Below are 24,918 nucleotides of genomic sequence, written 5' to 3'. Positions count from 1 at the left end.
AACCAGTTGACTGAACTGGCTTGTTTGCCTAAAATAAACAGTAATCTTAAACGGCGAGCTTGACTTAAGTTCGCCGTTTTATCTTGGAAATCGGAGGAATATCATGCGGGTACGTAAGAAACCGTGGGCAGCACCCTACATTAAGGATCACGCAGATTTGATCGTAACGGATCCGGCATCACAGCTGGGTCACTGGCAGGAACGTTTTCCAAGCCAGCAACCCATTCAGGTTGAAATTGGAATCGGTAAGGGACAATTTATTATCGAAATGGCTCGTCAAAACCCAGAAATCAACTTTTTGGGAATTGAAATTCAGGAATCGGTAATCGCCACTGCACTGCGTAAATTAGTTGAAAGCGGGCTGACGAACGTGCAGCTGGTCGAAACGGATGGTGCCAATATCGACACCTTGTTTGCTGAAGGCGAAGTCGATAAATTGTACTTGAACTTTTCAGATCCTTGGCCTAAAAAGCGGCATACTAAGCGTCGCCTGACCGCACCCAACTTTTTAGTTCACTATCAAAAAGTGCTTAAAAAAGAGGGTCGAATTCAGTTTAAAACGGATAACCGCGGTTTATTTGAATATTCGTTGATGAGCTTCAACAACTTTGGCATGACCTTTGAAGAAGTTTGGCTCGATCTGCATAACAGTGACGGTAACGTCGGTAATGTGCAGACCGAATATGAAGAGAAGTTTAGTGCTAAGGGGCCCATTTATAAGTTGGTTGCTCATTTTTAAGTGAAAAAATGCCCGCACTGTAAATTTACAGTGGGGCATCATTTAATGATTAGATGAGGTCAACAGCTCAGTTAGTTTGTTGATGATGTGCAGGTCAATTAAAGGCGCTGCATTTTTAAAATACTGCCAGTCTTAGCATCCGCAATGAACTCGTAAGAAACGAGCTTGTTATCTTCCAGACGGGAAAGACCGCCGCTATAAACCATGGTGTGAATCGCAAACTGCGCGTGCTTGTGCGGATGCTCATCGATCCAAGCGCCCTCGATCGTCGATTCTTTGCGAAAGGCCTGTTTGACCTGACTTAGAATGGCATCCGGTGTCAGATACTGACGGGTAAACACAGTTCTTCCCATTAAAAAGCCAAATAAGATGCTTAACAGGGATAGCAGACTGAGTTGCTGATAATCTTTGACATTGAGTTCCATAGGCGTTTCCTCCTGCGCTGTTGTTTAGTATTATGGTAGCTCAAATTACGTTTTGATACCACATTAATGTCTTTTTTTGGGAAATGATGTATAATCAATTTACTAATTAAAAGTAAGCAAGGAGAATACACAATGGAAAAATTACCTCAAATGACGAAAGACCAACTATCTGAAAAAATTAAGGACGGCAGATATATGCTGTTCTTCTCAGCTACCTGGTGCCCTGATTGCGCCTTTATCAAGCCCGCAATGCCGGCAATTGAAGCTGAATATCCGGACTTTAAGTTCTTGGCCGTTGACCGTGATGAAAACATTGATCTGGCAGTTGACTTAAATGTGTTAGGCATTCCTAGCTTTATTGCGTATAATAATGGTGAAGAAATCGGCCGCTTCGTTAACAAAGACCGTAAAACAAAACAGCAAGTAGAAGACTTTATTAACGCACTGTAAGTTCTCCTGCTTTTGAAAGGATGCTCCATGTTAATTTCTAGTTATAATCAAAAAGCACTGGGTGACGTAATGATTATCTACGTTGCACCAGATGCCGAAGAACAATCCGTTGTCACTAAGGGTGATTTTACCCGAATTTTTGATCCCAAAACTGATACTACCTTGGGCTATAACGTGGCTCACGTGTCAGCTATCTTAGGACCGATCGATCAGAATGGTCAGGTGTTTTTATCAGCTAAGCAGGTTGCCACGCTGAACAAGGCACTGGCTGATGCTGGGTTTAAACCGGAATTAAAGGCCGATTTAGACGCCAGATTCATTGTCGGTTATGTCGAATCAGCTGAACCGCATCCTAAATCTGATCATTTATTGGTGACTAAAACCCGTGTTCAGGACGGTCAGACATTGCAAATCGTGTCCGGTTCACCGAACATGCAAGCCGATATCAAAGTGGTGGTTGCTGAAGTTGGTGCAATGATGCCAAATGGCGAGATTATTTGGCCTGGTAAATTGCGTGGCGTTGAAAGTGATGGTATGATTTCATCAGGAAGAGAATTAAAGATTCCTGGGGCACCCGATCGGCCGGGCGCGTTGATTTTACCTGATGATTACGAAGTTGGAACGCCATTTGACTTTAACAAGGCACAGACTTTATTCAGTTAGATGAACGACGCGAAAGGGGCCTTGGCTCCTTTTTATTTTGCCCTGAATTGATAAGCTAACTAACTTGAATATTGAATGGATGACTAAATATGAATCACTATGATGGACCAGCTTTTTACCGGAGATATCGCCGACCAGAAAAGTCGGCTCAAGAACCCGCTTCACTGCAATTTAAAGATCCTGGTAAGCAGTCACACGAAACGTCTGAGGAACCGGCAATTCTGCGGCGAACTGAGGCGCAGCGGCAAGAATTACTGCAGCACGAAGAACGCCGTCAACAAGAAGAACAGCGCCAGCGTGAAGAACGAAGACAGCGCGAAACGCAGCCAGTACGCGAAGTGCCACGACAGTCTAAAAGGCAGTCTCAAGACCCAGATGAAAGGCGTAATTCGACACCGTTTCGGCCGACTAAAATTCCCAAACAGCTTCATCGAAGTGTGAAACGACAACCAAAAATTGATTACGGGGCCATCATTAAACGCTATTTTCAAAAAGAGGATAGTGACGTGATCCTGTTTGACGATGGCAGTGAGCCGTTAAACCAGGATGTAGAACAAGCTCAACCACAATCAACACACGATATTGATAATTCTGTTACGCCGTCAGTCACTACCACTGAGCAATCAGAAGTGCCTGAGCAGACACCGGAAGAGCATCATACCCATGATCAAGAACCGGTTCAGCCTAATGATGAACAATCAGAGACTGAAATCCCAAATGACCAGTTAGCTGATGAAACAGTGTCTGATGAGCCAGTTGATACAGAACAACCAGCGCAACCAGCCACTGATTCAGCAGCTTCAACGGTAACTGATACTGCAACTCACAAAAATAATGATGAGGTTTCAGATCAGCCAGCCAGTTCTGCAGATGGTCAAGAAGTCGTTCAGCCGCAGCCGAATCAACCACAGATTGAAGCGGCTAATGCGTCAGCTTTGGCAGCTAAACCGGTTACCGAATTAAAGCCGGAACAGACGGTTTCTGATCCTCAATCGACGACACCAGTGCAGACGGCTGATAAGCAGCTAGAGCCTAAGCCAGTGGAACCGAAAGCACCAACAGCGAAAGAATCAGTAACGAAAACACCAGCACCAAAAAAAACACAGTCGAAACCAGAATCACAGCCTGAACATGGCTTAGGCCATTCTTTAGGCGATATTTTACAAGAGGAAAATACCAGTTCGCAAATGAATAAACTGGCATTATTTCACGATAAGCCAACGGCCAAACCGGTGAGCGAGGTCAATTCAGATGAGCGGGGGTATCAATTCCCCTCAACGTCGTTATTAACTAAACCCGTAGTGGCGGATGAAAGCGCGTTAGACGAATGGATCGAACATCAAGGCGAAGTTCTTGATGAAACGCTGCAGGCTTTTCACGTAGATGCACACGTGGTGGACTGGACAGTGGGACCAACTGTGACTCAGTTCCAGGTTCATTTAGCACTGGGTGTGAAAGTTAATAAAATTACGAATTTAACGGATGATCTGAAACTTGCTTTAGCGGCGAAAGATATTCGGATTGAAGCACCGATTCCTGGTAAGACTACCGTTGGAATTGAAATTCCTAACCCGAAAACGCGCCCGGTCATGCTGTCAGAAGTGTTGGGTTCAAAAGCCTTTAAAGACAGCAAATCACCGTTGACAGTGGCCCTTGGGGTTGACTTATTTGGACAGCCTAGAGTCTACGATCTGCGCAGGATGCCGCATGGTCTGATTGCTGGTGCGACAGGGTCTGGGAAATCAGTCTTTATCAACAGTCTGCTGATCTCGTTACTGTACAAAGCAACGCCGGCTCAACTGCGGTTACTGCTGATCGACCCAAAGGCGGTTGAATTAGCGCCTTACGATGGGTTACCGCATTTACTGTCACCAGTGATCTCTGATTCCAAGGCAGCAGCAGCGGCACTTAAATGGGCAGTTAAAGAAATGGATGACCGCTATGACCGCTTAGCAGCGGCTGGCGTTCGTAATATTGAACAATATAATGAGCGTGCCGAACTAACGGATAATGATGCACAAAAGCTGCCATACATCGTGATCGTCATTGATGAATTAGCTGATTTGATGATGATGGCTTCTAGTGAGGTTCAAGACTACATCGTGCGGATCACGCAAAAAGCGCGGGCAGCGGGGATTCACTTGCTGATTGCCACGCAACGGCCAAGCGTGGATATTGTCACCGGCACTATCAAGAACAATATTCCAACACGGGTGGCCTTTATGGTATCATCGCAAGTTGATTCACGGACCATTATTGATACGTCCGGTGCTGAACGTCTGCTAGGGAAGGGCGATATGCTCTTTCTTGGCAACGGTGCTTCCCAACCGGTTCGGCTGCAAGGCACCTACGTTGATAAAGAAGTTGACCGCGTCACTGACTTTGTCCGGACACAAGGCAAACCGCACTATGCGTTTGATCCCGACGGCCTGCTGGCAAAACAGCAGGTTGCTGAGAGCCAAGATGAATTGCTGCCGGAAGTTTTGGACTATATTGTTCAGGAAAAAACGGTCTCGACTTCTAAGCTGCAACGGGTCTTTTCCATTGGTTACAACCGTTCGGCCAACTTAATTGATACCTTGGAAGACAAGCAGTATATTTCGGCACAAAACGGCTCAAAGCCTCGCGATGTTTTTCTCACTGAAAAACAGCTGGCTGAAATGCGTGCGCCAAGAACCGATTAAAGAGTGAAAGCCACTCATGTTACATTGCATAAAATGCACTGTTCAAGATGTGTTCGCTCTGCTAAAATATTGATATGGACCAATGATGGCTGATTAACCAGCAATAGTCGGCCTAAATTAATCATTGAAACGATGAAAAGAGGATTTTGATGGACAACACAACCACGTATTATTTTGTTGGAATCAAAGGATCAGGGATGAGCTCATTAGCGCTCATCTTACACGACAAAGGTTATAAGGTAGCCGGATCAGATATTACCCAGTACACGTTTACGCAACGCGGACTGGAACAGGCGAAAATTCCGGTTTACCCATTCGACAAAGCGAATATTCACGAGGGCTTAACGGTCATTGCTGGGAATTCCTTCACGGATGATCATCCAGAAATCAAAAAAGCACGGGACATGGGTCTACCGGTCTACCGGTACCATGAATTCCTGGGTAAGTTAATCGAAGGCTATACCAGTATTGGGGTTGCCGGCGCTCATGGTAAGACCAGTACGACTGGTTTACTTTCACACGTGTTGTCCGGAATTGCACCAACCAGTTACCTGATCGGTGATGGGACTGGCAAGGGGACACCTAATGCCCGTTTCTTCGTTTACGAAGCTGACGAGTATCGGCGTCATTTCTTAGCCGCTAAGCCCGACTATGCCATTATGACCAACATTGACTTTGATCACCCTGATTATTACAAGGATATCAACGATGTGTTCAGTGCTTTCCAGACGTTTGCTAACCAAGTGACCAAGGGTATCTTTGCCTGGGGCGACGATGAAAATCTGCGTCGGCTGAAGTCAGATGTGCCGATTTACTATTACGGTACTGGTGACAAAGATGATTTTCAGGCTCGCAATATTAAGCGGACCACTAAGGGTTCACAGTTTGACGTTTACTATCACGATGAATTCTTAGGCAACTATCACGTTCCGCTGTTTGGTGAACATAACGTTTTGAATACCTTGGCAGTTATCGCGGTGGCTTACTTTGAAGAAGTTGACCTGGACGCTATCAAAGATGAAATTTTAAGCTTTAAGGGTGTTAAGCGTCGGTTTGCTGAACGTAAAGTTGCTGACATGACCATTATTGATGATTATGCCCACCATCCTTCAGAGATTCGAGCAACCTTAGATGCAGCACGTCAAAAGTATCCTGACAAGAAAGTCATTGCGGTCTTCCAGCCCCATACCTTTAGCCGGGTAATTGCGTTGATGGACGATTTTGCTAAGGCGTTGAATAATGCTGATCAAGTTTATTTGACTGATATCTTCAGTTCAGCCCGGGAATCCAACGGTAAAGTTTCCAGCGAAGATCTGGCTAAAAAGATCAATAAGGGCGGCGAAATCCTGAAATTGGATAATATGTCACCACTGCTTGATTACCATGATGCCGTTGTCGTCTTTATGGGTGCCGGCGATGTCCAGAAGTACGAACGGGCTTATGAAGAATTATTGAGTCACCTGTCTTTAAAGAATAATTAAAGCTTAATATTTTCTAAAGGATAATCTATTTCTAACCCAGACAATCGTTTTTCATTGCTTTTTATTCTAAGATTGTTAGAATGTATCGTTAATAAGAATAATAGAAGGAGGAACCTTGATGAACAATTTCGATGAACAGCCGCGGCGTGTGGTCAATGCGGATGTTGGTTTGAACAAATTTTTAACCAAGATGTATGGGTGGATGGCGGTAGCTGTGCTGCTGTCAGCAGTGGCTGCACTTTACGTCACCACCACGCCATCCTTGATGTCGCTCTTTACCGGTTCATACCGAATCGTGCCAATCATTGTTTGGTTTGTCTTTCCATTCCTAGTTAGCGGTCAAGCAATGAAACGGCCAGCCGTTAGTTTTGTGTTATTAATGGTTTACGCGTTATTGACCGGTGGTATTTTGTCGATGTACGCGTTAGTCTACACCGGCACAACGATTGCCAGTGCGTTCGTTTCTAGTGCGACGATCTTCATTGCAATGGCAGTTTATGGTGTCGCAACTAAGCGCGACTTGTCTCGAGTTGGTGCTCAGGCAAGCGCAGCTCTGATTGCACTGATTGTTGCCTTCCTAATCAATATTTTGCTGAAGAGTTCTTTGATCGCATTTGTCTTCTCCATTATTGGGGTAGTGATTTTCACAGCGTTGACCGCTTCAGATAGTCAAAAGATGAAGCGAATCTACTTACAAAGTGATGGCAGCACCACCACGTCTACTGGACTGGCAATCATTGGTGCCATGCAGCTTTACTTGGACTTTGTTAACTTGTTCATTCTGTTACTGCAGATCTTTGGCGGCATGGGTGACCGGGATTAATTTGAATAAAATATGAACCATTCAAAAAAGTAGCGTACATTGTGCGCTACTTTTTTTGCTAATTTGGAAGACTAGAATAACAGCAGGTTAATTTACCGCTGAACTGATTTTTAATTGCTTAAATTCTCTGGTAAACTAGAGTTATGACAAATTGCGGAGGCTAACGATGACTGAATCAAAACGATTATTACTTATCGATGGCAACAGTGTGGCTTTTCGAGCTTTCTTTGCGCTGTACACGTCATTGAATAGTTTCACGAACGCAGACGGTTTGCATACCAATGCGATTTTTGGCTTTAACCGGATGCTCGATATTATGCTGGAACAAGTTAAGCCCACTGAAGCATTGGTAGCGTTTGATGCGGGGAAAGTGACTTTTCGGACCAAAAAATATGCCGATTATAAGGGTGGTCGTTCTAAGACCCCGCCAGAACTTTTAGAGCAGATGCCAGTGATCCGTCAATTATTGACCGCTCGCGGCATTAAATCTTACGAATTAAAAAATTACGAAGCCGATGACATTATCGGAACCATGGCAAAGCAGGCCGAAGAAGCTGGTTATGAAACGACCATTTTCACTGGAGATCGTGATCTGACTCAGTTGACCTCTGATAAAACCAGTGTTGCAGTGTCTAAAAAAGGGGTTACTGAAGTTGAAACCTATACTCCAGAACACGTGGAAGAAAAATTAGGCGTGCACCCTAACCAGATTATTGAAATCAAGGGACTGCAAGGAGATACTTCCGACAACTATCCCGGGGTTACCGGTGTCGGCCCTAAGACGGCGGTTTCTTTGATCAAGAAGTACGATACCATTGATGGCGTCTACGATAACATTGATAAAATCACGGCTAAAAAAATGAAGGAACACCTGATTGAAGATAAGGATTCCGCTTTTCAATCTCGCGACCTGGCGACCATTCGGCGGGATGCACCGCTTGAAATTAAGCTCAGTGACCTGACTTACAAGGGTGATCAGCGTGATGCGCTGGTTGAGTTCTATCAGGAAATGAACTTCCAGTCATTTTTAAATAAAATGAACGCAGACTCTGGTGATGAAGATGTTTTGGGATTAAAGCCCGTCAAGTTTACGGTGCTGACCGCTGATCATTTAAACGACCTGGACCAGTTTAACGACCACATGTCGTTTTACCTGGAAATGCCTGAAGCTAATTACCATACGTCAACTTTTGCGGGCTTTGTGATCGGTGAAGGCGACAAGTGGTTTGTGAGTCGTGATGTCGACCTGTTAAAACAGGCGCCATTGAAGGCTCTATTAAGTGGCGACAAAGTTCAAAAGGACGTTTTCGACGTCAAACGAACTTACGTTGGCTTAAACCGGCTGGGAATCCATTTAGCCCACGTTGATTTTGACCTTTTATTAGCGTCGTATCTGCTGGATACTAACGAAAACAGCAATGACCTTGGCCGCTTAGCATTTCAGCATGGCTACCATCAGATTCAATCGGATGAGGAAGTCTATGGGAAGGGTGCTAAACGTGCTATCCCAGATGATGACCAAATCTTCTTTGAGCATTTAACGCGCAAGGGGATCACGATTGAAGCGTTGAAGAAGTCACTCTTTAAACAGCTGGAAGATAATGAGCAAAGCGAGCTGTACCGCAAGCTAGAATTACCGATGGCCTATGTCCTAGCACACATGGAAATTGCGGGGATCATGGTTGATACTGACCGGTTGACAGCCATGCAAAGTGAGTTTACTGAACTGCTAGCGCAGACTCAGCAGACCATTTTTCAAGAGGCTGGCGAAGAATTTAACATTGGCTCGCCCAAGCAACTACAGCACATTTTATTTGAAAAATTAGGCTTAACACCGATTAAAAAGACCAAGACCGGTTACTCAACTTCCGTGGATGTACTGGAAAAACTGGCTGCTGAAGCACCCATCGTTGAAAATATTTTGAAGTATCGGCAAATCTCTAAAATTCAGTCGACCTACGTCGAAGGATTACTAAAAGTAGTTCACAGTACCGATCAGAAGGTCCACACCCGTTACTTGCAGACGTTAACGCAAACCGGGCGGCTATCTTCCGTGGATCCTAACTTGCAAAACATTCCGATTCGCACCGAAGAAGGCCGGCGTATTCGTCAGGCGTTTATCCCTAGTCACAAGGGCTGGCAGATCTTTTCGTCGGACTATTCACAAATTGAACTGCGGGTATTAGCACATATTACCCATGACGCTAACCTCCAGGAAGCCTTTAGAGAGGGCGAAGATATTCACGCGTCTACTGCTCGGCGCATTTTTCATTTAGGACCGGATGCCGAAATTGATCCGAATATGCGGCGTCAGGCCAAGGCCGTGAACTTTGGAATCGTATACGGAATCAGTGATTTTGGCCTTTCGCAAAATATCGGGATCACCCGGAAACAGGCGCGCCAATTCATCGATACTTATTTTGAAGAGTATCCCGGCGTTAAAAAATACATGACCAATATCGTGGCTTCCGCTAAGGACAAGGGTTACGTTGAAACGATTGCCCATCGCCGTCGTTATCTGCCGGATATCAACGCGCGGAACTTCAACCAGCGGTCATTTGCTGAACGGACTGCCATGAACACACCAATTCAAGGCAGTGCGGCCGATATCATTAAAATTGCCATGATCAACATGGAAGATGCGATTAAAGACTTGCAGGCGACCATGCTGCTGCAAGTCCACGATGAGCTGATCTTTGAAGCACCTGCCGAGGAGATCCCCACACTGGAAAAATTAGTCCCAAGTATCATGGATTCAGCTGTCAAACTGGAAATTCCATTAAAAGTGGAATCCCATTACGGCAATACTTGGTATGAAGCCAAGTAATCAAACAAGGAAGTGTCTTGGATGCCAGAATTACCAGAGGTTGAAACGGTTCGACGGGGGTTAACACGACTAGTGGGCCACGCTAAAATTTCGACCGTGGATGTCTATTATGAAAAAATGGTCTCACCTGAGGCTGATCGATTTAAAAAACTGCTCGCTGGCAAAACGATTGAACGCATCGACCGGCGGGGAAAGTATCTCTTATTTCGCTTCAATGATGAACTGACCATGGTGTCACATTTGCGAATGGAAGGTAAATATGATGTGCAGCCGGCTGGCAACCCCATCACGAAGCATACTCACGTGGTGTTCCATCTTGATGATGACCGTGATCTGCGGTACACCGATACCCGTAAATTCGGCCGGATGCACCTGTTAAAGACGGGTGAGGAGACACAATTAGTCCCTGGTCTAAAGAAAATGGGGCCGGAGCCAACGGCAGAAACGTTGACAGTGGACTACATGAAGCAGATTTTTGGTAAAAGCAAAAAGGCGATTAAGCCCTTCTTACTGGATCAAAGTAACATTGCTGGTCTAGGCAACATTTACGTAGATGAAACGCTGTGGTTAAGCCGCATTTATCCGGAACAGCCGGCTAACACGATCCCTGAATTTCAAATTCGGCAGCTACGGCAAAATATCATCGCGGAAATTGACCGGGCAATCGCTGGTCACGGAACGACTGTACACTCGTTTTCAACCGCCTATGGTGAAGCCGGTGAATTTCAAAATCATTTAAAGGTCTATGGGCGTAAAGGTGAACCGTGTTTTCGTTGCGGCACCCCGATTGAAAAAATCAAGGTGGCTCAACGGGGTACTCATTTTTGTCCAGACTGTCAGGTATTACGTGAACATCCTAGTGAGACGATGGTTCTTGGCCTGACTGGCGGGATTGCAACGGGTAAATCAGCCGTTAGCGACCTCTTCAAGGAATACGGGGTACCGATCATTGACGCGGATCTCGTTTCTCGTAAGGTGGTTGAACCGGGGACTAAGGGGCTAAAAGCCATTCAAAGTACCTTTGGCTGGCAGATGATCCAACCAGATGGCACGTTAGACCGGCATGCACTAGGCACTCTGGTGTTTAGTCAGCCGAAAGCTTTGATCCAGTTGAATGAAATTATGGGGCCATTGATCAAGACGGCAGTTGTCCGTAAATTACAGGGCTATCGCCGGCGCAAAGTACCGCTGGTCGTGTATGACGCCCCCACGCTATTTGAGGCGCACGGCGCTTCTGGCGTCAACGAGATCATGGTCGTTACCATTCCAGAACAGCTGCAGTTGAAGCGCTTGATGGCACGGAACCAATTGTCTAAAAAAGACGCTTTGGCACGGATCAACTCGCAGTTACCATTGGCTGAAAAGGTCAATCGGGCCGATGTGGTGATCGATAACAGCCACGCGGTTGATAAAACGAAAGCGCAAGTGGTAAGATGGCTGAATGAAGCCGGTTTCGGCTCATTAATTGAAACTAAAAAAACTAAATTGAAGGATAAAGAATAAGGGGTGAGACTATGCACTGTCCACACTGTCACCATAATGGGTCACGGGTCGTTGATTCTCGGCCAACGGATGAAGGTCGAGTGATCAGACGGCGCCGTGAATGCGAAAACTGCGGCTTTCGCTTCACGACCTTTGAACGCATCGAAGCCACACCATTATTAGTGATTAAAAAAAATGGGACCCGTGAAGAATTTAATCGTGAGAAGATCTTACGGGGCATTATTCGCTCAGCGGAAAAACGGCCAGTGGGCATGGATGTTATGACTAAGCTGGTGGACGAAGTTGAAAACGAAGTCCGTGCGCTGGGTGAAAATGAAGTTTCCAGTCAATTGATCGGTGAATACGTCATGAAACGGCTAGCAGATATCGATGAGATTTCCTACATCCGTTTTGCGAGTGTTTACCGTCAGTTCAAGGATATGAGTGTCTTCCTAGAAGAACTCAAAGATGTGATGAAAAAGGATAAGCAAAAAGGAGCTTCTTCTGATAAATCCGATAAATCAGACAAGTCGAAATGAAACGGGGCATAATCATGGTGGAGTCAAAACAACCACTCATGCCAAAAACAACGGTTGCCATTGTGGCCACGACACGGCTTCAAGATGAACGCCGGCGAGTGTTAGACCTCCTCTATCAGCCAATTTTAGGCGTGTCAGCCTATAGCCTGGCAACCGTGATGTGGCGCCAGGTCGCTTTGACGGCTGATTTAAAAGTCGAGGTCACCCATACGGACCTCTTGGCACTGCTAAATATCAGCATGTCGGCCCTTGAATCGGCCCGTCAGCGGCTAGAAGCTGCCAGTCTGTTACGCACGTACGAAAATCAGCCAGACCGCATGCCGGAGTTGATCTACGAACTGCAGCAACCGGTTAGCGGTGAGATGTTTTTCAAGGATGATCTGTTAAGCCTGCTGCTATTAGAAGTCGTCGGTGAACGGCAATTTGAACGTCTGCGGCAGGCTTTTTTGCCACGTCAGCTGAAACGGGATAAGTGGCATGAGATCTCGAAATCGTTTTTAGACGTTTTTTCGTTAGATCATCGACTGATTGCCACACCACCGAAGCTGATTGAAGCCACTAAGGCGGCTTTTGATCAGGGTCAAACGGCTGTTGAACCTGAACAGCCCACTGCGCCCGACTTTGATTTTGGGTTATTAGCTGAGCTGCTTAAACGATCTTACATTGATTTAAGCGATCTGCAGCAGTACCGCCAGCTGATTATCAATGAACACCTGCTGTACGGCATCGATGAAACTGAGATGGCGCGCTATATTGGTGATGCCACTAATTTAGCGACCAATAAACTGGATGCAACGCAGTTCAAGCGAACGGTTGCAGCAGCCTATCAGAGCGAAACGACGCCGGTAGTGGCACCGCAAAAGACGGTCACTGCTAAAAAGGCGAGTGAAAGCCAAGAGGAGACAGCCTTGATCGCCGCTGCTAAGCAGTACGAACCGATGGCCTTTTTAGCGCAGATTAGGCAACAGCAGGGCGGCTACGTTGCCAGTGGTGAACAGCGGATCGTTGAACAAATTGCCAGCAAGCAAATTTTTTCTAGCCCGGTAATCAACATTTTAATTTACGAAGTGCTGATTGATTTAAATAACGCTACGATTACGCAGCGACTGACGGATACGATTGCTAACCGCTGGGCACAAGACGGTGTTAAGACACCAGAGGATGCGCTCGCTAGTATCCGCAAGTTCAAGGCGGACCGGGATAAACCGAAAACCGGCCGGCGTCGAAACAATCAGAAAAATATCAAAGAAACCTTGCCGGATTGGGCCAAGAACGACTATCAGCCAACCACTAAAAAGCCGTTGACCCAGTCTGACAAAGAACAATTTAACGCGCAGCTGGATAAACTCAAAAAACTGCGAAATGGAGGTGACTAGCAGTGGAAAATATTAGTGAGTCGATGAAACGTTACATGGATCAACACCAGCTCAATGCTAATTACCAGAAATTGATGAATACCGTATATCAGGATGCTGACGTGCAGGCGTTTTTAAAGCAGCATGCTGATCAGTTGAATGCGGAACAGATCGACCGCTCGTCAGCTAAGCTTTATGAATACGTTAACGAGCGCAATAAGCTGGCTGCGGGAGAGACCACGTTTGCGCCCGGTTATGAACCCAAATTAGTCTTAAGTGACCACCTGGTTGAAGTTTCTTATCAACCCACGGATGAGCAAAAAGACAAGTTAAAGCAGGCGGCTTTGAAGCGTCGAGTTAATGCCATCATGATGCCTAAGCTGGTCAAAAACGCCACGTTTGATGATTTCATTAACGATGCGGACCGGACGCAGGCCTTACAGGCAGCGGTGGCCTTTATTGAAGCTTATTCGAAGGATCAAAAACACTTCCATCAGGGACTTTATCTGTACGGCAGTTTTGGGGTCGGTAAAACTTATTTGCTGGGGGCCATAGCTAATCAGCTGGCCGATATGGGCATCAAGACCACGCTGGTGCATTTCCCCAGTTTTGCGGTTGAAATGAAGAATGCTATTGCCAGCAATCAGGTTGCTGGCCGGTTGGATGATGTTAAGCAGGCGCAGATTCTGATGATCGATGATATTGGCGCTGACGCGATGTCCGCTTGGGTCCGTGACGATATTTTAGGGGTCATTTTGGAATACCGGATGCAAAACGAATTACCAACTTTCTTTTCATCGAATTTTTCAATGAAACAGTTAGAAACAGAACACCTCGCTGAGACGCAAAAGGGTGACGTGGAGCCTTTAAAAGCCAAACGGCTGATGGAACGCATTCGCTTCTTATCGCAGGAAATTGAAATGATTGGTGAAAACCGTCGGCAAAAATAGAGTTGACACTTATTTTTCAAAGTGGTTTAATGTGAATTGTAAGCAAATTCAAAGAAATTTTAAATGTTTGAAAGACAAGATTTAGCTGAACTCTCCAAGAGAGAAGCACCACTTCTGGAAGTGCTTTGTGAGCGATTCTAAGTTACCACTTTCTCGAATGTGCGGTGGAAATACCGCATCGGCTGTCCCGTTATCACTGAATGAAGGTTTGGTTCGCAGTATGGATCAGATGAATTTCGGGTGGAACCGCGTAGAGACGTCCCGGTATGTACAGTAATGTGCATACCGGGATTTTTTAGTTTCACGGGTTCGGTGGTTTTCAACATTTGAAGCAAGTAGATAAAAGGAGAAGAGTAGAATGGCAGATATTACGTTACAGTTCCCAGATGGCAAGCAACGACAGTTTGATGCCGATGCAACCACTAAAGATGTGGCACAGTCAATCGCTATCAGTTTAGCTAAAAAGGCGGTTGCCGGTAAGTTAGATGGCCAATTGATCGATTTAAACGCTCCTTTGAAGCGCGATGGCAAGATTGAAATCGTGACGAAGGACAGCGCAGATGGTTTGGCAGTTTTACGTCAATCCGTTGCCTTGCTCACTAAGGTTGCTTTGAAGGAAACCTTCCCTGAGATTCAGTTTGGTTCAGAAGTCGGCGATGCAGACGGCTTTTACGTGGATACTGATAAGCAGGATGGTCAGGTCAGTGTTGATTCATTACCTGCCGTTACTGACAAAGTCCAAGCTTTCATTAATCAAAAATTAGCTATCAAGCACGTGGTCTTGAGCAAGGCAGATGCCTTGAAGAAACTCGAAGGCACTTCATACGAAGCTAAGCTGGTTGAAGACAGTGACAAGACTGAATTTCCATTTTACGAAATCGATGGTGTTTCCGTCTTAGCTAGCGGTGTTAGTTTCGACAATACTGGCGACATCAAGTTCTTCCGTCTATTATCCGTTGCCGGTGCTTACTTTGAAGGTAAGTCATCCAACCCAATGCTCCAACGGATCTACGGGACCGCATTCTACAAGCAAGCTGATCTTGATGCTGATCTACAAGCCCGTCAAGAAGCTCGTGAACATGACCACCGTGTTATTGGTAACGATCTGGACCTGTTCTTCGTTGATCCTAAAGTCGGTGCCGGCTTACCATACTGGATGCCAAACGGTGCTACCATTCGTCGGACTATCGAACGTTACATTATCGATAAGGAAGTTGCCGATGGCTACAAGCACGTTTACACTCCAGTGCTTGCTAACCTTGATCTGTACAAGACTTCTGGTCACTGGGCACATTATCGTGAAGATATGTTCCCACCAATGGACATGGGTGATGGCGAAATGCTTGAACTGCGTCCTATGAACTGCCCAAGCCATATTCAAATTTACAACCACCACATCCGTTCATACCGTGAATTACCACTACGGATTGCTGAACTTGGGATGATGCATCGTTACGAAAAGTCTGGTGCCTTATCCGGTTTGCAACGGGTTCGTGAAATGACCTTGAACGATGGCCACACCTTCGTTGCCTTGGATCAAGTCCAAGACGAATTCAAGAAGATCCTGCGTTTAATCATGGACGTTTACAAGGACTTCAACATCAATGATTACAGCTTCCGACTTTCATACCGTGACCCTGAGAACACTGAAAAGTACTTCGATGATGACGAAATGTGGAACCGTAGCCAAACCATGCTGAAGGGTGCCATGGATGACCTTGGCCTGGACTACTACGAAGCTGAAGGTGAAGCTGCCTTCTATGGTCCTAAGCTGGATATCCAAACTAAGACGGCTTTGGGTAATGATGAAACCATGTCAACCATTCAATTGGACTTCATGCTGCCAGAACGCTTCGACCTGAAGTACGTTGGTGCTGATGGTGAAGACCACCGTCCAGTTATGATTCACCGTGGGATTGTTGGGACGATGGAACGCTTCATTGCTTACTTAACTGAAATCTATAAGGGTGCCTTCCCAACTTGGTTAGCACCTAAGCAAGTTAAGATCATCCCAGTGAGTGACAACAAGCATGGTAAATATGCTGAAAGTCTCAGCAAGAAATTGCTGGCTGCTGGTGTTCGTGCCGAAGTTGACCACCGTGGTGAAAAGATGAACTACTTGATTCGTGATGCCCAAACGCACAAGATTCCATACACCTTAGTTGTTGGTGATCAAGAAATGGCTGACCAAGCTGTTAGTGTTCGTAAGTACGGTGAACAAAACAGTGAGACCATGAGCGCTGACAAGTTCAGAGACGAAGTTTTGGATGACATTGCCCATTACAGTAATTACAAAGGCTAATAATTTAAAAAAGTGGCTTGACACATGAATTAATAGGGATATACTTGTTATTCGTGAGCTTAAAGTCAAGTGATTTGACTAATATTGCCTGTCATGGTATATTAGTGGAGTTGAAAAAATGTAAGTAGAAGCACCCGCTTCTCGCCTCGTGGCTCACGCTGCCTGGCTGATACGTAAATAAACCGGACCTGAAAGGGTTTGGGTATTTAACGGGTGCGCAATTGCGTGCCCGTTATTTATTTGGGCAAGACTTATATTTGATTGTTTTTTAAACTCACTCGGAGGTGAATGACCATAGCAAACGATATGATGGTTAACGAAGGAATCCGCGCTCGTGAAGTACGGTTGATCGGTAATGATGGCGAACAACTGGGCATTAAGAGTAAGCGTGATGCGCTTCAACTGGCTGAAGATGCAGATTTGGATCTTGTTTTAGTGGCAGCGAAAGCAAAGCCACCGGTTGCCCGGATCATGGATTACGGGAAGTACCGTTTCGAGATGCAAAAGAAAGCACGTGAAGCCCGCAAGAAGCAAAAGGTCGTTAGCGTTAAGGAAGTTCGCTTAAGTCCATCAATTGATACGAACGATTTCAATACCAAGCTTAAGAACGCTAAAAAGTTCTTGGGTAAGGGTGAAAAAGTTCGGGTTTCAATTCGGTTTAAGGGTCGGGCTATTACCCATAAGGATATTGGCCGTCAAGTTCTTAACCGGATGGCTGAAGAAACAAGCGATGTTGCTTCTGTTGAACAACGCCCAAAGATGGACGGACGGAGCATGTTTTTGATGCTTGCACCAAAAAAAGAAGACTAGTTGTTTAGTATTTGAGGAGGATTTTCGATTATGCCAAAGATGAAGACAAACCGCGCCAGCGCCAAGCGTTTTAAAGTTACTGCCAAGGGCGGCATTAAGAGTGCGAATGCTTATACGAGTCACCGTTTCCACGGTAAGACTAAGAAGCAACGTCGTCAATTACGTGGGACTTCAATGATGAAATCTAACACGATTAAGAAAACTTACCGTCAATTACTGCAAAAGTAATTTTGATAAGAGGGAACACAATTTAATCGTTTTATAACGATGATAACCGTAAGTATTAGGAGGAATTCAATATGCCACGAGTAAAAGGTGGAACAGTAACACGCGCACGTCACAAAAAGATTCTTAAATTAGCTAAGGGCTACCGTGGTTCAAAGCACCGTTTGTTTAAGGTTGCTAAGGATCAAGTCATGAAGGGTCGCCAATACGCTTTCCGTGACCGGAAGGCCAACAAGCGTAATTTCCGTCGTCTTTGGATTGCTCGGATCAATGCAGCAGCCCGGATCAACGGTTTAAGCTACAGCAAGATGATGTTTGGCTTAAAGCAAGCCAACGTCGAAGTTAACCGTAAAATGCTAGCTGACTTAGCTGTTAACGATGCTGATGCTTTCAAGGCATTAGCTGACGAAGCAAAAAAGGCATTATAATTTAAACCTAAACGAGGCTGGATGAAGACTTCCAACCTCGTTTTTGTTTATTCATTAGAGATACGCCATAATCGTAGTAATATGGGTGAAAATCTCGTATAATAAACTTTCAGTGTAGGATAAAGGAGTCTGTAATGTTATCACAATTTACACCAACTTGGATGATTAACGCGACTTATGATATTAACCCTAAGGAATTGAAACACTTAGGAATCAGAGTCGTTTTGACGGATCTTGATAACACCCTCATTGCCTGGAATAATCCTTATGGGACTGAAGAGCTAAGAGACTGGATGACGTCACTTGAACGTGAAGATATCCAGTTGGTGGTTGTGTCGAACAATTCCCATCGCCGAGTTAAAAAAGCGGTGGCTGCTTTACAGTTACCCTTCATTTCCCGTGCGCTCAAACCGTTTTCTGGTGGTATTCGGCGGGCAATGCGTCAATATCACGTTAGTAAAAATGAAGTTGTCATGGTTGGCGATCAATTACTCACAGACGTGGCTGCTGCTAATTTTAGCGGGATTCCAAGCATTTTGGTGAGACCAATTATTGAAAGTGATGCGTGGAATACGAAAATCAATCGTTTCTTTGAACGATTTGTGATGCACGCAATGCTTAAAAAGCATCCAGAACTCAAGTTTCGAAAGGACTTAATTCATGAGCGAAACAAATAAAGATGAAGTATTAGTTGATGGCGAAACCGTTTATTGTATCGGTTGCGGCGCCCAGATTCAGACAACGGAAAAGAATCGTCCGGGCTATACACCAAAATCGGCGCTGGATAAGGGGCTTGAAACCGGTGAACTATACTGTCAGCGTTGTTTTCGATTACGGCACTACAATGAAATTGTGCCAGTTGGTCTGACAGACGACGATTTTCTGCGGTTATTGACCCAGATTCGTGATGCTAACGCTTTGATCGTTTACGTGGTCGATATCTTTGACTTTAACGGTTCGATCATTCCTGGCCTGCACCGGTTTGTCGGTGATAATCCGGTCATGTTAGTGGGTAACAAAGAAGATCTATTGCCAAGTTCATTACGCCGGTCGAAGTTACGCGACTGGTTACGGCAACGTGCCAATGAACAGGGGATTCGCCCCATCGATGTTTCCCTATTATCGGCTAAAACTAATCAATCGGTGGATCAATTTTTAGAAAAGGTTGATAAGCACCGCGGTAACCGGGATGTTTACATCGTGGGTGTTACTAATGTAGGGAAATCAACTTTGATCAATCAAATTATCCGTCGCAGCACCGGTGCCAAGGACGTGATCACCACGTCACGGTTCCCCGGAACGACCTTGGATAAGATTGAAATTCCACTGGGTGACGACCACGTATTAGTAGATACACCAGGAATCATCCATCCGTCACAAATGGCCCATTATTTATCGGGTAAAGAACTTAAAATCGTGACACCGCAAAAGCAGATCAAGCCGAAAGTTTATCAGTTAAACGCTCAGCAGACGGTCTTTTTAGCAGGGGTTGCGCGGTTTGATTACGTTTCTGGTCCTAAGCACGGCTTTACCGTGTACGTTGAAAATACGTTACCGCTGCACCGGACTAAGTTAGAAAATGCCGATAACTTTTATGACAAGCACGTCGGTGATCTTCTGACGCCGCCAGAAAGTCCCGATAATGACCTGCCACCACTGGTAAGACACGAATTTAAGATCACTGATAAAAGCGATCTAGTCTTTGAAGGCTTAGGCTGGATCACCGTTCCGGCTGGGACGGTGGTTGCTGGCTACGCTCCTGAAGGCGTGGGTGTTGTGGTTCGTCGAGCAATGATATAAGGAGAAATCAATTTGAATTTAAAAGGTAAACAAAAACGGTTTTTGCGTGCGCAGGCACACCATTTAAACCCAATCTTTTCCGTTGGTAAGAACGGGCTTAACCAAACTTGGCTGGCCCAGTTAGACGGTGCCCTGCAAAAGCGGGAACTCATCAAGATTAACTTGCAGCAGAGTGCTGACGAAACGGTTGAAGAGGTCCAAGCTTATATTGAAAACAACACGCGGATCCAAGTGGTTCAAACGATTGGCCGGGTACTAGTCTTGTTCCAACCAGCATCAGAAGAGAAGTATCAGGATCTTTCATTACAAGTTAAAAAATTAGCGTAATCATTTTGAAGTTTGAAGTAAGGGGAAATCACGATGGTTAAGGTAGTCGAGCAAACGGCGACTAAGGTTGTTCAACAATTAGCCGCTTCTGTCAGTAAGAAACGCATTGGTATTTTGGGAGGGACGTTCAATCCGCCGCACGTGGGTCATTTGATCATGGCCGACCAAGTCATGACGCAGTTGGGACTTGATCGGGTGCTGTTTATGCCGGACGCAAATCCGCCGCACGTTGACCGGAAAGTAGCGATTGATGCTGCTGACCGGGTCAAAATGGTATCGGCTAGTATTGCCGACAACCCTAATTTTGGCATCGAACTAGCGGAGGTCCAGCGTGGCGGTATCAGTTACACGTACGATACGATGCTGGAATTGAAACGCAAACATCCTGAAAATGAATACTACTTTATTATTGGCGGTGACATGGTCGATTATTTGCCAAAATGGCACCGGATTGACGATCTAGTCAAACTGGTGCAGTTTGTTGGTGTGCGACGCGGCAACTACCCGGTGACATCTAAATACCCAATCCTGTGGGTTGATATTCCTTTAATTGATATTAGTTCATCCATGATCCGCAGCCGGATCAGACAGGGACAATCTATCAGGTACTTTGTAAAGGATTCAGTCGCAAAGTACATTAAGGAGCGACAGTTATATCATGAGTAAAGAAGTAACGTATACGGGTCGGTACACAGCTGATAGTCGTGACCAGCTACTGGCTAAGATTGAAAAACAGTTAAAGCCGGCGCGGTTTGCCCACGTTCAGCGCGTTGAGCACACCGCGGTCAAGTTAGCGAAACAATACGGTGTGAACGTTGAAAAGGCATCGATTGCTGGTTTAGTTCACGATTATGCCAAGCAGCGGCCGGATGAAGACTTTATTGAGGCCATTCATCACTATCAGCTGGATCCAGATTTGGTTAATTGGAACAACGCCATCTGGCACGGTTTGGTCGGTGCTGAGTTGATCAAGAGTGAGCTGGGCATCTATGATGAAGAAATTTTGGATGCGGTGCGTTACCATACCACTGGTAACCGGTATATGACGACGTTAGCGCAGATTATTTACATGGCGGATTATATTGAGCCGGCCCGCGACTTCGATGGCGTTGAGCAGGCGCGTTTGCTGACGTCACAAAGCCTTGAATTAGCAGTCGCTTATCAGACCAAGCATACCTTAATGTACCTGTTAGAAAATAATCAACGGATTTATCCGAAAACGATTGATACTTACAACGCTTGGGTTCCCCAAAGCGGACTGAAAGATTAACGGAGGATTTTTAATGAACAGTAAAGATATTTTGGAAGTTGTTGTTAAAGCCGCTTCAGATAAGCGGGCGGAAGATATTGTGGCCTTAGATATGCAGCATGTGAGTCTGATCACGGATTACTTCATGATCACTGACGCGACTTCTGGTCGTCAAGTTCAAGCGATTACTGATAATGTTCAGGAAGCTTGTGAAAAAGCTGGGATTGAAGTTAAACGGATCGAAGGCCGTAACGCTGCTCGCTGGGTCTTGATCGACCTGGGTGACGTAATGGTGCACGTGTTCCAAAAGGATGAACGGGCCCATTATAATTTGGAAAAATTATGGTCAGAAGCACCGCTAGTTAACGTTGATGATTGGGTCGAAGCATGATCTATCAGACCTTTGCCAAGCTATACGATGAGCTGTTTGACAGCGAGTTGTACCTTGAATGGCAATCATTTGTTGAACGGCGAGTTTTAGATAAACAGCAGCCGTTACTGGAATTGGCCTGCGGTGCTGGCCGGTTAGCCGTACTGCTAGCAAAAGACGGCTATAACGTATCTGGTTTTGACCTGTCAGACGAAATGCTCAGTCTGGCTGATCAGCATGCCCGTGAGGCTGAGGTGACGTTACCGTTAATTGAAGGTAATATGCTGGATCTGAGTGACTTAGATATCTATCACACCGTGACCTGCTTTGCTGATTCATTATGCTATCTTCCTGATGAAAAAGCGCTGGCCACAACATTTGAACAAGTTGCACGTCATCTAGACGATGATGGGCAATTTTTGTTTGACGTGATCTCGCCGTATCAAACCGATACCGTTTATCCGGGTTACATGTATAATTTCCGCGATACGAATCGGGCGTTCATGTGGTCCAGTGAAGCGGGTGACGAGCCCCATTCAGTGGACCATGATCTGACTTTCTTTACCTATAATGAAACTAAGGCTGCCTACGATGAAGTCGCTGAACTGCACCATGAACGGACCTACGAACTAGCCGTTTATCAACGGTTGCTGAAGGCTGCCGGTTTTAAGCAGGTTGAAGTGAGTGCTGATTTTGGTCAGACCAGTGTGCAGGCCGATACGACGCGGTGGTTTTTTGTTTGCACCAAGTAAGACTATCGTCTGAGCTTGAGGGGGCGGCAGTATCGCAAAGATATTAGGAATCGTGGCGGAATATAATCCGTTTCATAACGGCCACGCTTACCAGCTTGATCAGGCCCAGAAACGAGCTGACGCTGACGTGACCGTGGTTGTGATGAGCGGTAACTGGATGCAGCGTGGCGAACCGGCGTTATTGGATAAGTGGCAGCGGACAAAACTGGCACTGTCTGCGGGCGTTGATCTCGTGGTTGAGCTGCCCTTTCAATTTGCCGTGCAGCCTGCTGATTTATTTGCGAAGGGTGCCGTGTTGTTACTATCGCAATTAGGCTGTACCAGCTTGGCGTTTGGCGCTGAACATCCGCAACTTAATTTTGCTAAGCTGGTCGCTAATCAGCCAGCCCATGCTGCTAGTCATTTTAAACAGTTTGATGAAACGTATCCCACGCTGTTTAATGACTATCTCCAGTCGCAAACGGGGCTGGATCTTCGGGCGTCTAACGATATCCTGGGATTCAGTTATGTAGCAGCTATACAGCAATTAAAACAGCCACTGGAGATCCTACCCATTAAAAGGCAGGGCAGTGCTCATCAGGAGACCGCCATTGATACTAATGCGACGATTGCCAGTGGTGCTGCTATTCGCCAAGCGATAAAAAATGGCCAGCAAACAGCCGTTGACCAAATGGTGCCGCCTGCAACGGCCACAGCATTACGGGAGGACCAGCAGGTGACCTGGGACGATTATTGGCCGTACTTGAGGTACCAGATCCTTTCTACATCGTTGGCTGACCTCCATGAGATCTATCAAATGAGCGAAGGAATTGAGTATCGATTGAAGCAAGCCGCACTGACCAGTTCAAGCTTTGAACAGTTTTTGCGTGATGCTAAAACGAAACGATTTACCTATGCGCGGTTGCAGCGGCTCTGCGTGTATATTTTGCTGCAGGTCAACCGGGTGGAGTTGCCGACTGAGGTCAGATATGCGCGTGTGCTGGGTTTTAACAGCATTGGGCAACAACACCTCAGCCGGCTGAAAAAACGGTTAGAGCTACCGTTAATTTCCCGTGTGTCCGATGATTGGATCAATGGCCCATACCGGCTTGATTACCAGGCTGGTTTGCTGCGCCAGATGGTGAGTGGTATTGATCAAGACCGACTGCGGCACGCCGTCATTGTTTAATTGAAATTGTTTACCACGTGTCATGTAAATTCCCTTGACATCCCCACAAGCCATAGTTATAATAATAAAGTTGCGTTAGGAGGATACTGAATTGAAATTGTCGTTATCCGAGTTACAAAAAGAGTACCGGCATGAACCACTTAAATTCGATGAGGTCCTGGATTTAAAAGCAGATCTGATGGAAAGATATCCGGATGAAGTGCTTGACGTAACCCCAGTTCACATCAATGGGATGGTGAGTGTCGAAGATGGTGGCGATGCGTTGTTTTATGCGCACGTTAAGACCACTATGACAGTCCCATCAACCCGTTCATTAGCACCCGTTGAACTACCAATGGCGTTTGACGTTACTGAGTTTTACGTTGCCTCACAGGCAGCCGTAGACCGGTACGAAAAGACCGACGTAGTTTTGGTGGTCGCAGATGACGAGATCGATGTTGATAAAGCAATTGCTGACAATCTGTTATTGCAGATTCCGATGCAAGTACTGACGAAGGCTGAACAGTCAGCTGATCAGTTACCAGAAGGCCACGGCTGGCAGGTAACGGTTGAGGGCGACAAAGAGGCCGATGAATCAGATTCTCAAACTGTTGATCCACGTCTTGCTAAGTTGAAAAACTTCTTTGATGAGTCGTCGAAAGGCGATGAAAAGTAAGGCTTTAAAAATCTTTCACTAGTGGATAATTTTAAAATAAGGAGGTGTTTCCATTGGCTGTACCAGCACGTAAAACTTCTAAGACGAAGAAACGTATGCGTCGAGGAAACATTAAGTTGCAAGTACCTAATTTGAGTGCTTGCCCAAACTGTGGTGAATTACGTATGTCACACGTTGTTTGCCCTAACTGCGGCTTCTATGATGGTCGTCAGGTTGTTAAGACTAACAACTAATTAATTAAAAAAGAAGCAGCCAAGAGAACCGCGGTCTCTGGCTGCTTCTTTTTTTGGCGCTTCGTCAAGTAGAGTTGATTTAGATTTATAGGAGTACTTAGACCTCAATTGGTCTAGGTGCTTTTTTAGTTGGCAGTTTTTTGGACAATGGTTTGAACCAGACGCGTTCCAAAAAAATACG

The 24,918-nt window shown here is 45.7% G+C and carries 26 protein-coding genes, 1 pseudogene and 1 other annotated feature; of the genes and pseudogenes, 26 read left to right on the top strand and 1 reads right to left on the bottom strand.

The window, feature by feature from the left end; translation table 11 throughout:
• Positions 1–103: 103 nt before the first annotated feature.
• Positions 104–739 (top strand): tRNA (guanosine(46)-N7)-methyltransferase TrmB, encoded by a 636-nt coding sequence (gene trmB, locus FFM73_RS01370; protein ID WP_137629996.1) that lies wholly within the window; start codon positions 104–106, stop codon positions 737–739.
• A gap of 98 nt (positions 740–837) precedes the next feature.
• On the opposite strand, the gene FFM73_RS01365 is transcribed toward trmB, so the two are convergent.
• Positions 838–1,164 carry a PepSY domain-containing protein gene (locus tag FFM73_RS01365; protein WP_137629995.1) on the bottom strand — a complete coding sequence of 109 codons (327 nt, stop codon included), beginning with the start codon at positions 1,162–1,164 and terminating at the stop codon, positions 838–840.
• Between the two features lie 132 nt (positions 1,165–1,296).
• On the opposite strand from FFM73_RS01365, the gene FFM73_RS01360 reads away from it, so the two are divergent.
• From FFM73_RS01360 to rpmF, 25 genes and pseudogenes are all read left to right on the top strand, one after another.
• Positions 1,297–1,614: a thioredoxin family protein gene (locus FFM73_RS01360; RefSeq protein WP_089136644.1), complete on the top strand. Its 318-nt coding sequence runs from the start codon at positions 1,297–1,299 to the stop codon at positions 1,612–1,614.
• A 27-nt stretch (positions 1,615–1,641) separates the two neighbouring features.
• Positions 1,642–2,277, top strand: a complete 636-nt coding sequence (gene ytpR, locus FFM73_RS01355) for a YtpR family tRNA-binding protein (RefSeq protein ID WP_137629994.1) — start codon at positions 1,642–1,644, stop codon at positions 2,275–2,277.
• 89 nt (positions 2,278–2,366) lie between these two features.
• The gene (locus FFM73_RS01350) at positions 2,367–4,961 is read left to right on the top strand and encodes a DNA translocase FtsK (protein ID WP_137629993.1); all 2,595 of its coding nucleotides are present in this window, start codon (positions 2,367–2,369) and stop codon (positions 4,959–4,961) included.
• A 149-nt stretch (positions 4,962–5,110) separates the two neighbouring features.
• Positions 5,111–6,442 (top strand): UDP-N-acetylmuramate--L-alanine ligase, encoded by a 1,332-nt coding sequence (murC, locus tag FFM73_RS01345; RefSeq protein WP_137629992.1) that lies wholly within the window; start codon positions 5,111–5,113, stop codon positions 6,440–6,442.
• Between the two features lie 118 nt (positions 6,443–6,560).
• Entirely contained in the window at positions 6,561–7,265 is a 705-nt protein-coding gene (locus tag FFM73_RS01340; RefSeq protein WP_137629991.1) for a Bax inhibitor-1/YccA family protein, read from the top strand.
• A gap of 166 nt (positions 7,266–7,431) precedes the next feature.
• On the top strand, positions 7,432–10,092 hold the full coding sequence (polA, locus tag FFM73_RS01335; RefSeq protein WP_137629990.1) for a DNA polymerase I: 2,661 nt from the start codon (positions 7,432–7,434) through the stop codon (positions 10,090–10,092).
• 21 nt (positions 10,093–10,113) lie between these two features.
• Positions 10,114–10,923 (top strand): annotated as a pseudogene (mutM, locus tag FFM73_RS12950) (bifunctional DNA-formamidopyrimidine glycosylase/DNA-(apurinic or apyrimidinic site) lyase); the annotation flags it as partial.
• A gap of 36 nt (positions 10,924–10,959) precedes the next feature.
• The gene (gene coaE, locus FFM73_RS12945) at positions 10,960–11,595 is read left to right on the top strand and encodes a dephospho-CoA kinase (RefSeq protein ID WP_171001156.1); all 636 of its coding nucleotides are present in this window, start codon (positions 10,960–10,962) and stop codon (positions 11,593–11,595) included.
• Between the two features lie 11 nt (positions 11,596–11,606).
• On the top strand, positions 11,607–12,113 hold the full coding sequence (nrdR, locus tag FFM73_RS01325; protein ID WP_137629988.1) for a transcriptional regulator NrdR: 507 nt from the start codon (positions 11,607–11,609) through the stop codon (positions 12,111–12,113).
• 14 nt (positions 12,114–12,127) lie between these two features.
• Entirely contained in the window at positions 12,128–13,489 is a 1,362-nt protein-coding gene (locus tag FFM73_RS01320) for a DnaD domain protein (protein ID WP_171001148.1), read from the top strand.
• A 2-nt stretch (positions 13,490–13,491) separates the two neighbouring features.
• Positions 13,492–14,418 carry a primosomal protein DnaI gene (dnaI, locus tag FFM73_RS01315; RefSeq protein ID WP_137629986.1) on the top strand — a complete coding sequence of 309 codons (927 nt, stop codon included), beginning with the start codon at positions 13,492–13,494 and terminating at the stop codon, positions 14,416–14,418.
• Between the two features lie 358 nt (positions 14,419–14,776).
• A complete protein-coding gene (gene thrS / locus FFM73_RS01310) occupies positions 14,777–16,720 on the top strand; it encodes a threonine--tRNA ligase (RefSeq protein WP_137629985.1) in 1,944 nt (647 codons plus the stop codon).
• Positions 16,721–16,836: 116 nt separating this feature from the next.
• Positions 16,837–16,967, top strand: a sequence feature (ribosomal protein L20 leader region).
• 41 nt (positions 16,968–17,008) lie between these two features.
• Entirely contained in the window at positions 17,009–17,530 is a 522-nt protein-coding gene (gene infC, locus FFM73_RS01305) for a translation initiation factor IF-3 (protein WP_089136635.1), read from the top strand.
• A gap of 30 nt (positions 17,531–17,560) precedes the next feature.
• Entirely contained in the window at positions 17,561–17,758 is a 198-nt protein-coding gene (gene rpmI / locus FFM73_RS01300; protein WP_054654993.1) for a 50S ribosomal protein L35, read from the top strand.
• 71 nt (positions 17,759–17,829) lie between these two features.
• A complete protein-coding gene (gene rplT, locus FFM73_RS01295; RefSeq protein WP_089136634.1) occupies positions 17,830–18,183 on the top strand; it encodes a 50S ribosomal protein L20 in 354 nt (117 codons plus the stop codon).
• A gap of 134 nt (positions 18,184–18,317) precedes the next feature.
• Positions 18,318–18,860, top strand: coding sequence for a YqeG family HAD IIIA-type phosphatase (locus tag FFM73_RS01290; protein ID WP_137629984.1), 543 nt, complete (start codon positions 18,318–18,320; stop codon positions 18,858–18,860).
• A complete protein-coding gene (gene yqeH / locus FFM73_RS01285; RefSeq protein ID WP_137629983.1) occupies positions 18,844–19,983 on the top strand; it encodes a ribosome biogenesis GTPase YqeH in 1,140 nt (379 codons plus the stop codon). The genes FFM73_RS01290 and yqeH overlap by 17 nt, the downstream gene beginning before the upstream one ends.
• A 12-nt stretch (positions 19,984–19,995) precedes the next feature.
• Positions 19,996–20,310, top strand: a complete 315-nt coding sequence (gene yhbY, locus FFM73_RS01280) for a ribosome assembly RNA-binding protein YhbY (RefSeq protein ID WP_089136632.1) — start codon at positions 19,996–19,998, stop codon at positions 20,308–20,310.
• Between the two features lie 33 nt (positions 20,311–20,343).
• Positions 20,344–20,976, top strand: a complete 633-nt coding sequence (locus FFM73_RS01275) for a nicotinate-nucleotide adenylyltransferase (RefSeq protein ID WP_137629982.1) — start codon at positions 20,344–20,346, stop codon at positions 20,974–20,976.
• Positions 20,969–21,580 (top strand): bis(5'-nucleosyl)-tetraphosphatase (symmetrical) YqeK, encoded by a 612-nt coding sequence (gene yqeK, locus FFM73_RS01270; RefSeq protein WP_137629981.1) that lies wholly within the window; start codon positions 20,969–20,971, stop codon positions 21,578–21,580. Before FFM73_RS01275 ends, yqeK begins: the two co-directional genes overlap by 8 nt.
• A 13-nt stretch (positions 21,581–21,593) precedes the next feature.
• The gene (rsfS, locus tag FFM73_RS01265; protein WP_137629980.1) at positions 21,594–21,950 is read left to right on the top strand and encodes a ribosome silencing factor; all 357 of its coding nucleotides are present in this window, start codon (positions 21,594–21,596) and stop codon (positions 21,948–21,950) included.
• Positions 21,947–22,681, top strand: a complete 735-nt coding sequence (locus FFM73_RS01260) for a class I SAM-dependent DNA methyltransferase (RefSeq protein ID WP_137629979.1) — start codon at positions 21,947–21,949, stop codon at positions 22,679–22,681. Before rsfS ends, FFM73_RS01260 begins: the two co-directional genes overlap by 4 nt.
• A gap of 31 nt (positions 22,682–22,712) precedes the next feature.
• Positions 22,713–23,849 carry a nucleotidyltransferase gene (locus FFM73_RS01255; protein ID WP_137629978.1) on the top strand — a complete coding sequence of 379 codons (1,137 nt, stop codon included), beginning with the start codon at positions 22,713–22,715 and terminating at the stop codon, positions 23,847–23,849.
• Positions 23,850–23,940: 91 nt separating this feature from the next.
• The gene (locus tag FFM73_RS01250; protein WP_137629977.1) at positions 23,941–24,504 is read left to right on the top strand and encodes a YceD family protein; all 564 of its coding nucleotides are present in this window, start codon (positions 23,941–23,943) and stop codon (positions 24,502–24,504) included.
• A 53-nt stretch (positions 24,505–24,557) separates the two neighbouring features.
• A complete protein-coding gene (rpmF, locus tag FFM73_RS01245; RefSeq protein ID WP_137629976.1) occupies positions 24,558–24,737 on the top strand; it encodes a 50S ribosomal protein L32 in 180 nt (59 codons plus the stop codon).
• Positions 24,738–24,918 lie beyond the last annotated feature (181 nt).

This window comes from Secundilactobacillus hailunensis (genome assembly GCF_005405185.1).
In the GTDB taxonomy this organism is placed as follows: Bacteria; Bacillota; Bacilli; order Lactobacillales; family Lactobacillaceae; genus Secundilactobacillus; species Secundilactobacillus hailunensis.
The sequence above is the reverse complement of the archived record's forward strand: the minus strand, read 5'-3'. Positions and strand labels throughout refer to the sequence as shown.

What these genes read in the sequence shown, in the direction of transcription:
- trmB (WP_137629996.1), top strand. Translation starts at nt 104, where the DNA reads ATGCGGGTACGTAAGAAACCGTGGGCAGCACCCTACATTAAGGATCAC.
- FFM73_RS01365 (WP_137629995.1), bottom strand. Translation starts at nt 1,164, where the DNA reads ATGGAACTCAATGTCAAAGATTATCAGCAACTCAGTCTGCTATCCCTG.
- FFM73_RS01360 (WP_089136644.1), top strand. Translation starts at nt 1,297, where the DNA reads ATGGAAAAATTACCTCAAATGACGAAAGACCAACTATCTGAAAAAATT.
- ytpR (WP_137629994.1), top strand. Translation starts at nt 1,642, where the DNA reads ATGTTAATTTCTAGTTATAATCAAAAAGCACTGGGTGACGTAATGATT.
- FFM73_RS01350 (WP_137629993.1), top strand. Translation starts at nt 2,367, where the DNA reads ATGAATCACTATGATGGACCAGCTTTTTACCGGAGATATCGCCGACCA.
- murC (WP_137629992.1), top strand. Translation starts at nt 5,111, where the DNA reads ATGGACAACACAACCACGTATTATTTTGTTGGAATCAAAGGATCAGGG.
- FFM73_RS01340 (WP_137629991.1), top strand. Translation starts at nt 6,561, where the DNA reads ATGAACAATTTCGATGAACAGCCGCGGCGTGTGGTCAATGCGGATGTT.
- polA (WP_137629990.1), top strand. Translation starts at nt 7,432, where the DNA reads ATGACTGAATCAAAACGATTATTACTTATCGATGGCAACAGTGTGGCT.
- coaE (WP_171001156.1), top strand. Translation starts at nt 10,960, where the DNA reads ATGGTTCTTGGCCTGACTGGCGGGATTGCAACGGGTAAATCAGCCGTT.
- nrdR (WP_137629988.1), top strand. Translation starts at nt 11,607, where the DNA reads ATGCACTGTCCACACTGTCACCATAATGGGTCACGGGTCGTTGATTCT.
- FFM73_RS01320 (WP_171001148.1), top strand. Translation starts at nt 12,128, where the DNA reads ATGGTGGAGTCAAAACAACCACTCATGCCAAAAACAACGGTTGCCATT.
- thrS (WP_137629985.1), top strand. Translation starts at nt 14,777, where the DNA reads ATGGCAGATATTACGTTACAGTTCCCAGATGGCAAGCAACGACAGTTT.
- infC (WP_089136635.1), top strand. Translation starts at nt 17,009, where the DNA reads ATGACCATAGCAAACGATATGATGGTTAACGAAGGAATCCGCGCTCGT.
- rpmI (WP_054654993.1), top strand. Translation starts at nt 17,561, where the DNA reads ATGCCAAAGATGAAGACAAACCGCGCCAGCGCCAAGCGTTTTAAAGTT.
- rplT (WP_089136634.1), top strand. Translation starts at nt 17,830, where the DNA reads ATGCCACGAGTAAAAGGTGGAACAGTAACACGCGCACGTCACAAAAAG.
- FFM73_RS01290 (WP_137629984.1), top strand. Translation starts at nt 18,318, where the DNA reads ATGTTATCACAATTTACACCAACTTGGATGATTAACGCGACTTATGAT.
- yqeH (WP_137629983.1), top strand. Translation starts at nt 18,844, where the DNA reads ATGAGCGAAACAAATAAAGATGAAGTATTAGTTGATGGCGAAACCGTT.
- FFM73_RS01275 (WP_137629982.1), top strand. Translation starts at nt 20,344, where the DNA reads ATGGTTAAGGTAGTCGAGCAAACGGCGACTAAGGTTGTTCAACAATTA.
- yqeK (WP_137629981.1), top strand. Translation starts at nt 20,969, where the DNA reads ATGAGTAAAGAAGTAACGTATACGGGTCGGTACACAGCTGATAGTCGT.
- rsfS (WP_137629980.1), top strand. Translation starts at nt 21,594, where the DNA reads ATGAACAGTAAAGATATTTTGGAAGTTGTTGTTAAAGCCGCTTCAGAT.
- FFM73_RS01260 (WP_137629979.1), top strand. Translation starts at nt 21,947, where the DNA reads ATGATCTATCAGACCTTTGCCAAGCTATACGATGAGCTGTTTGACAGC.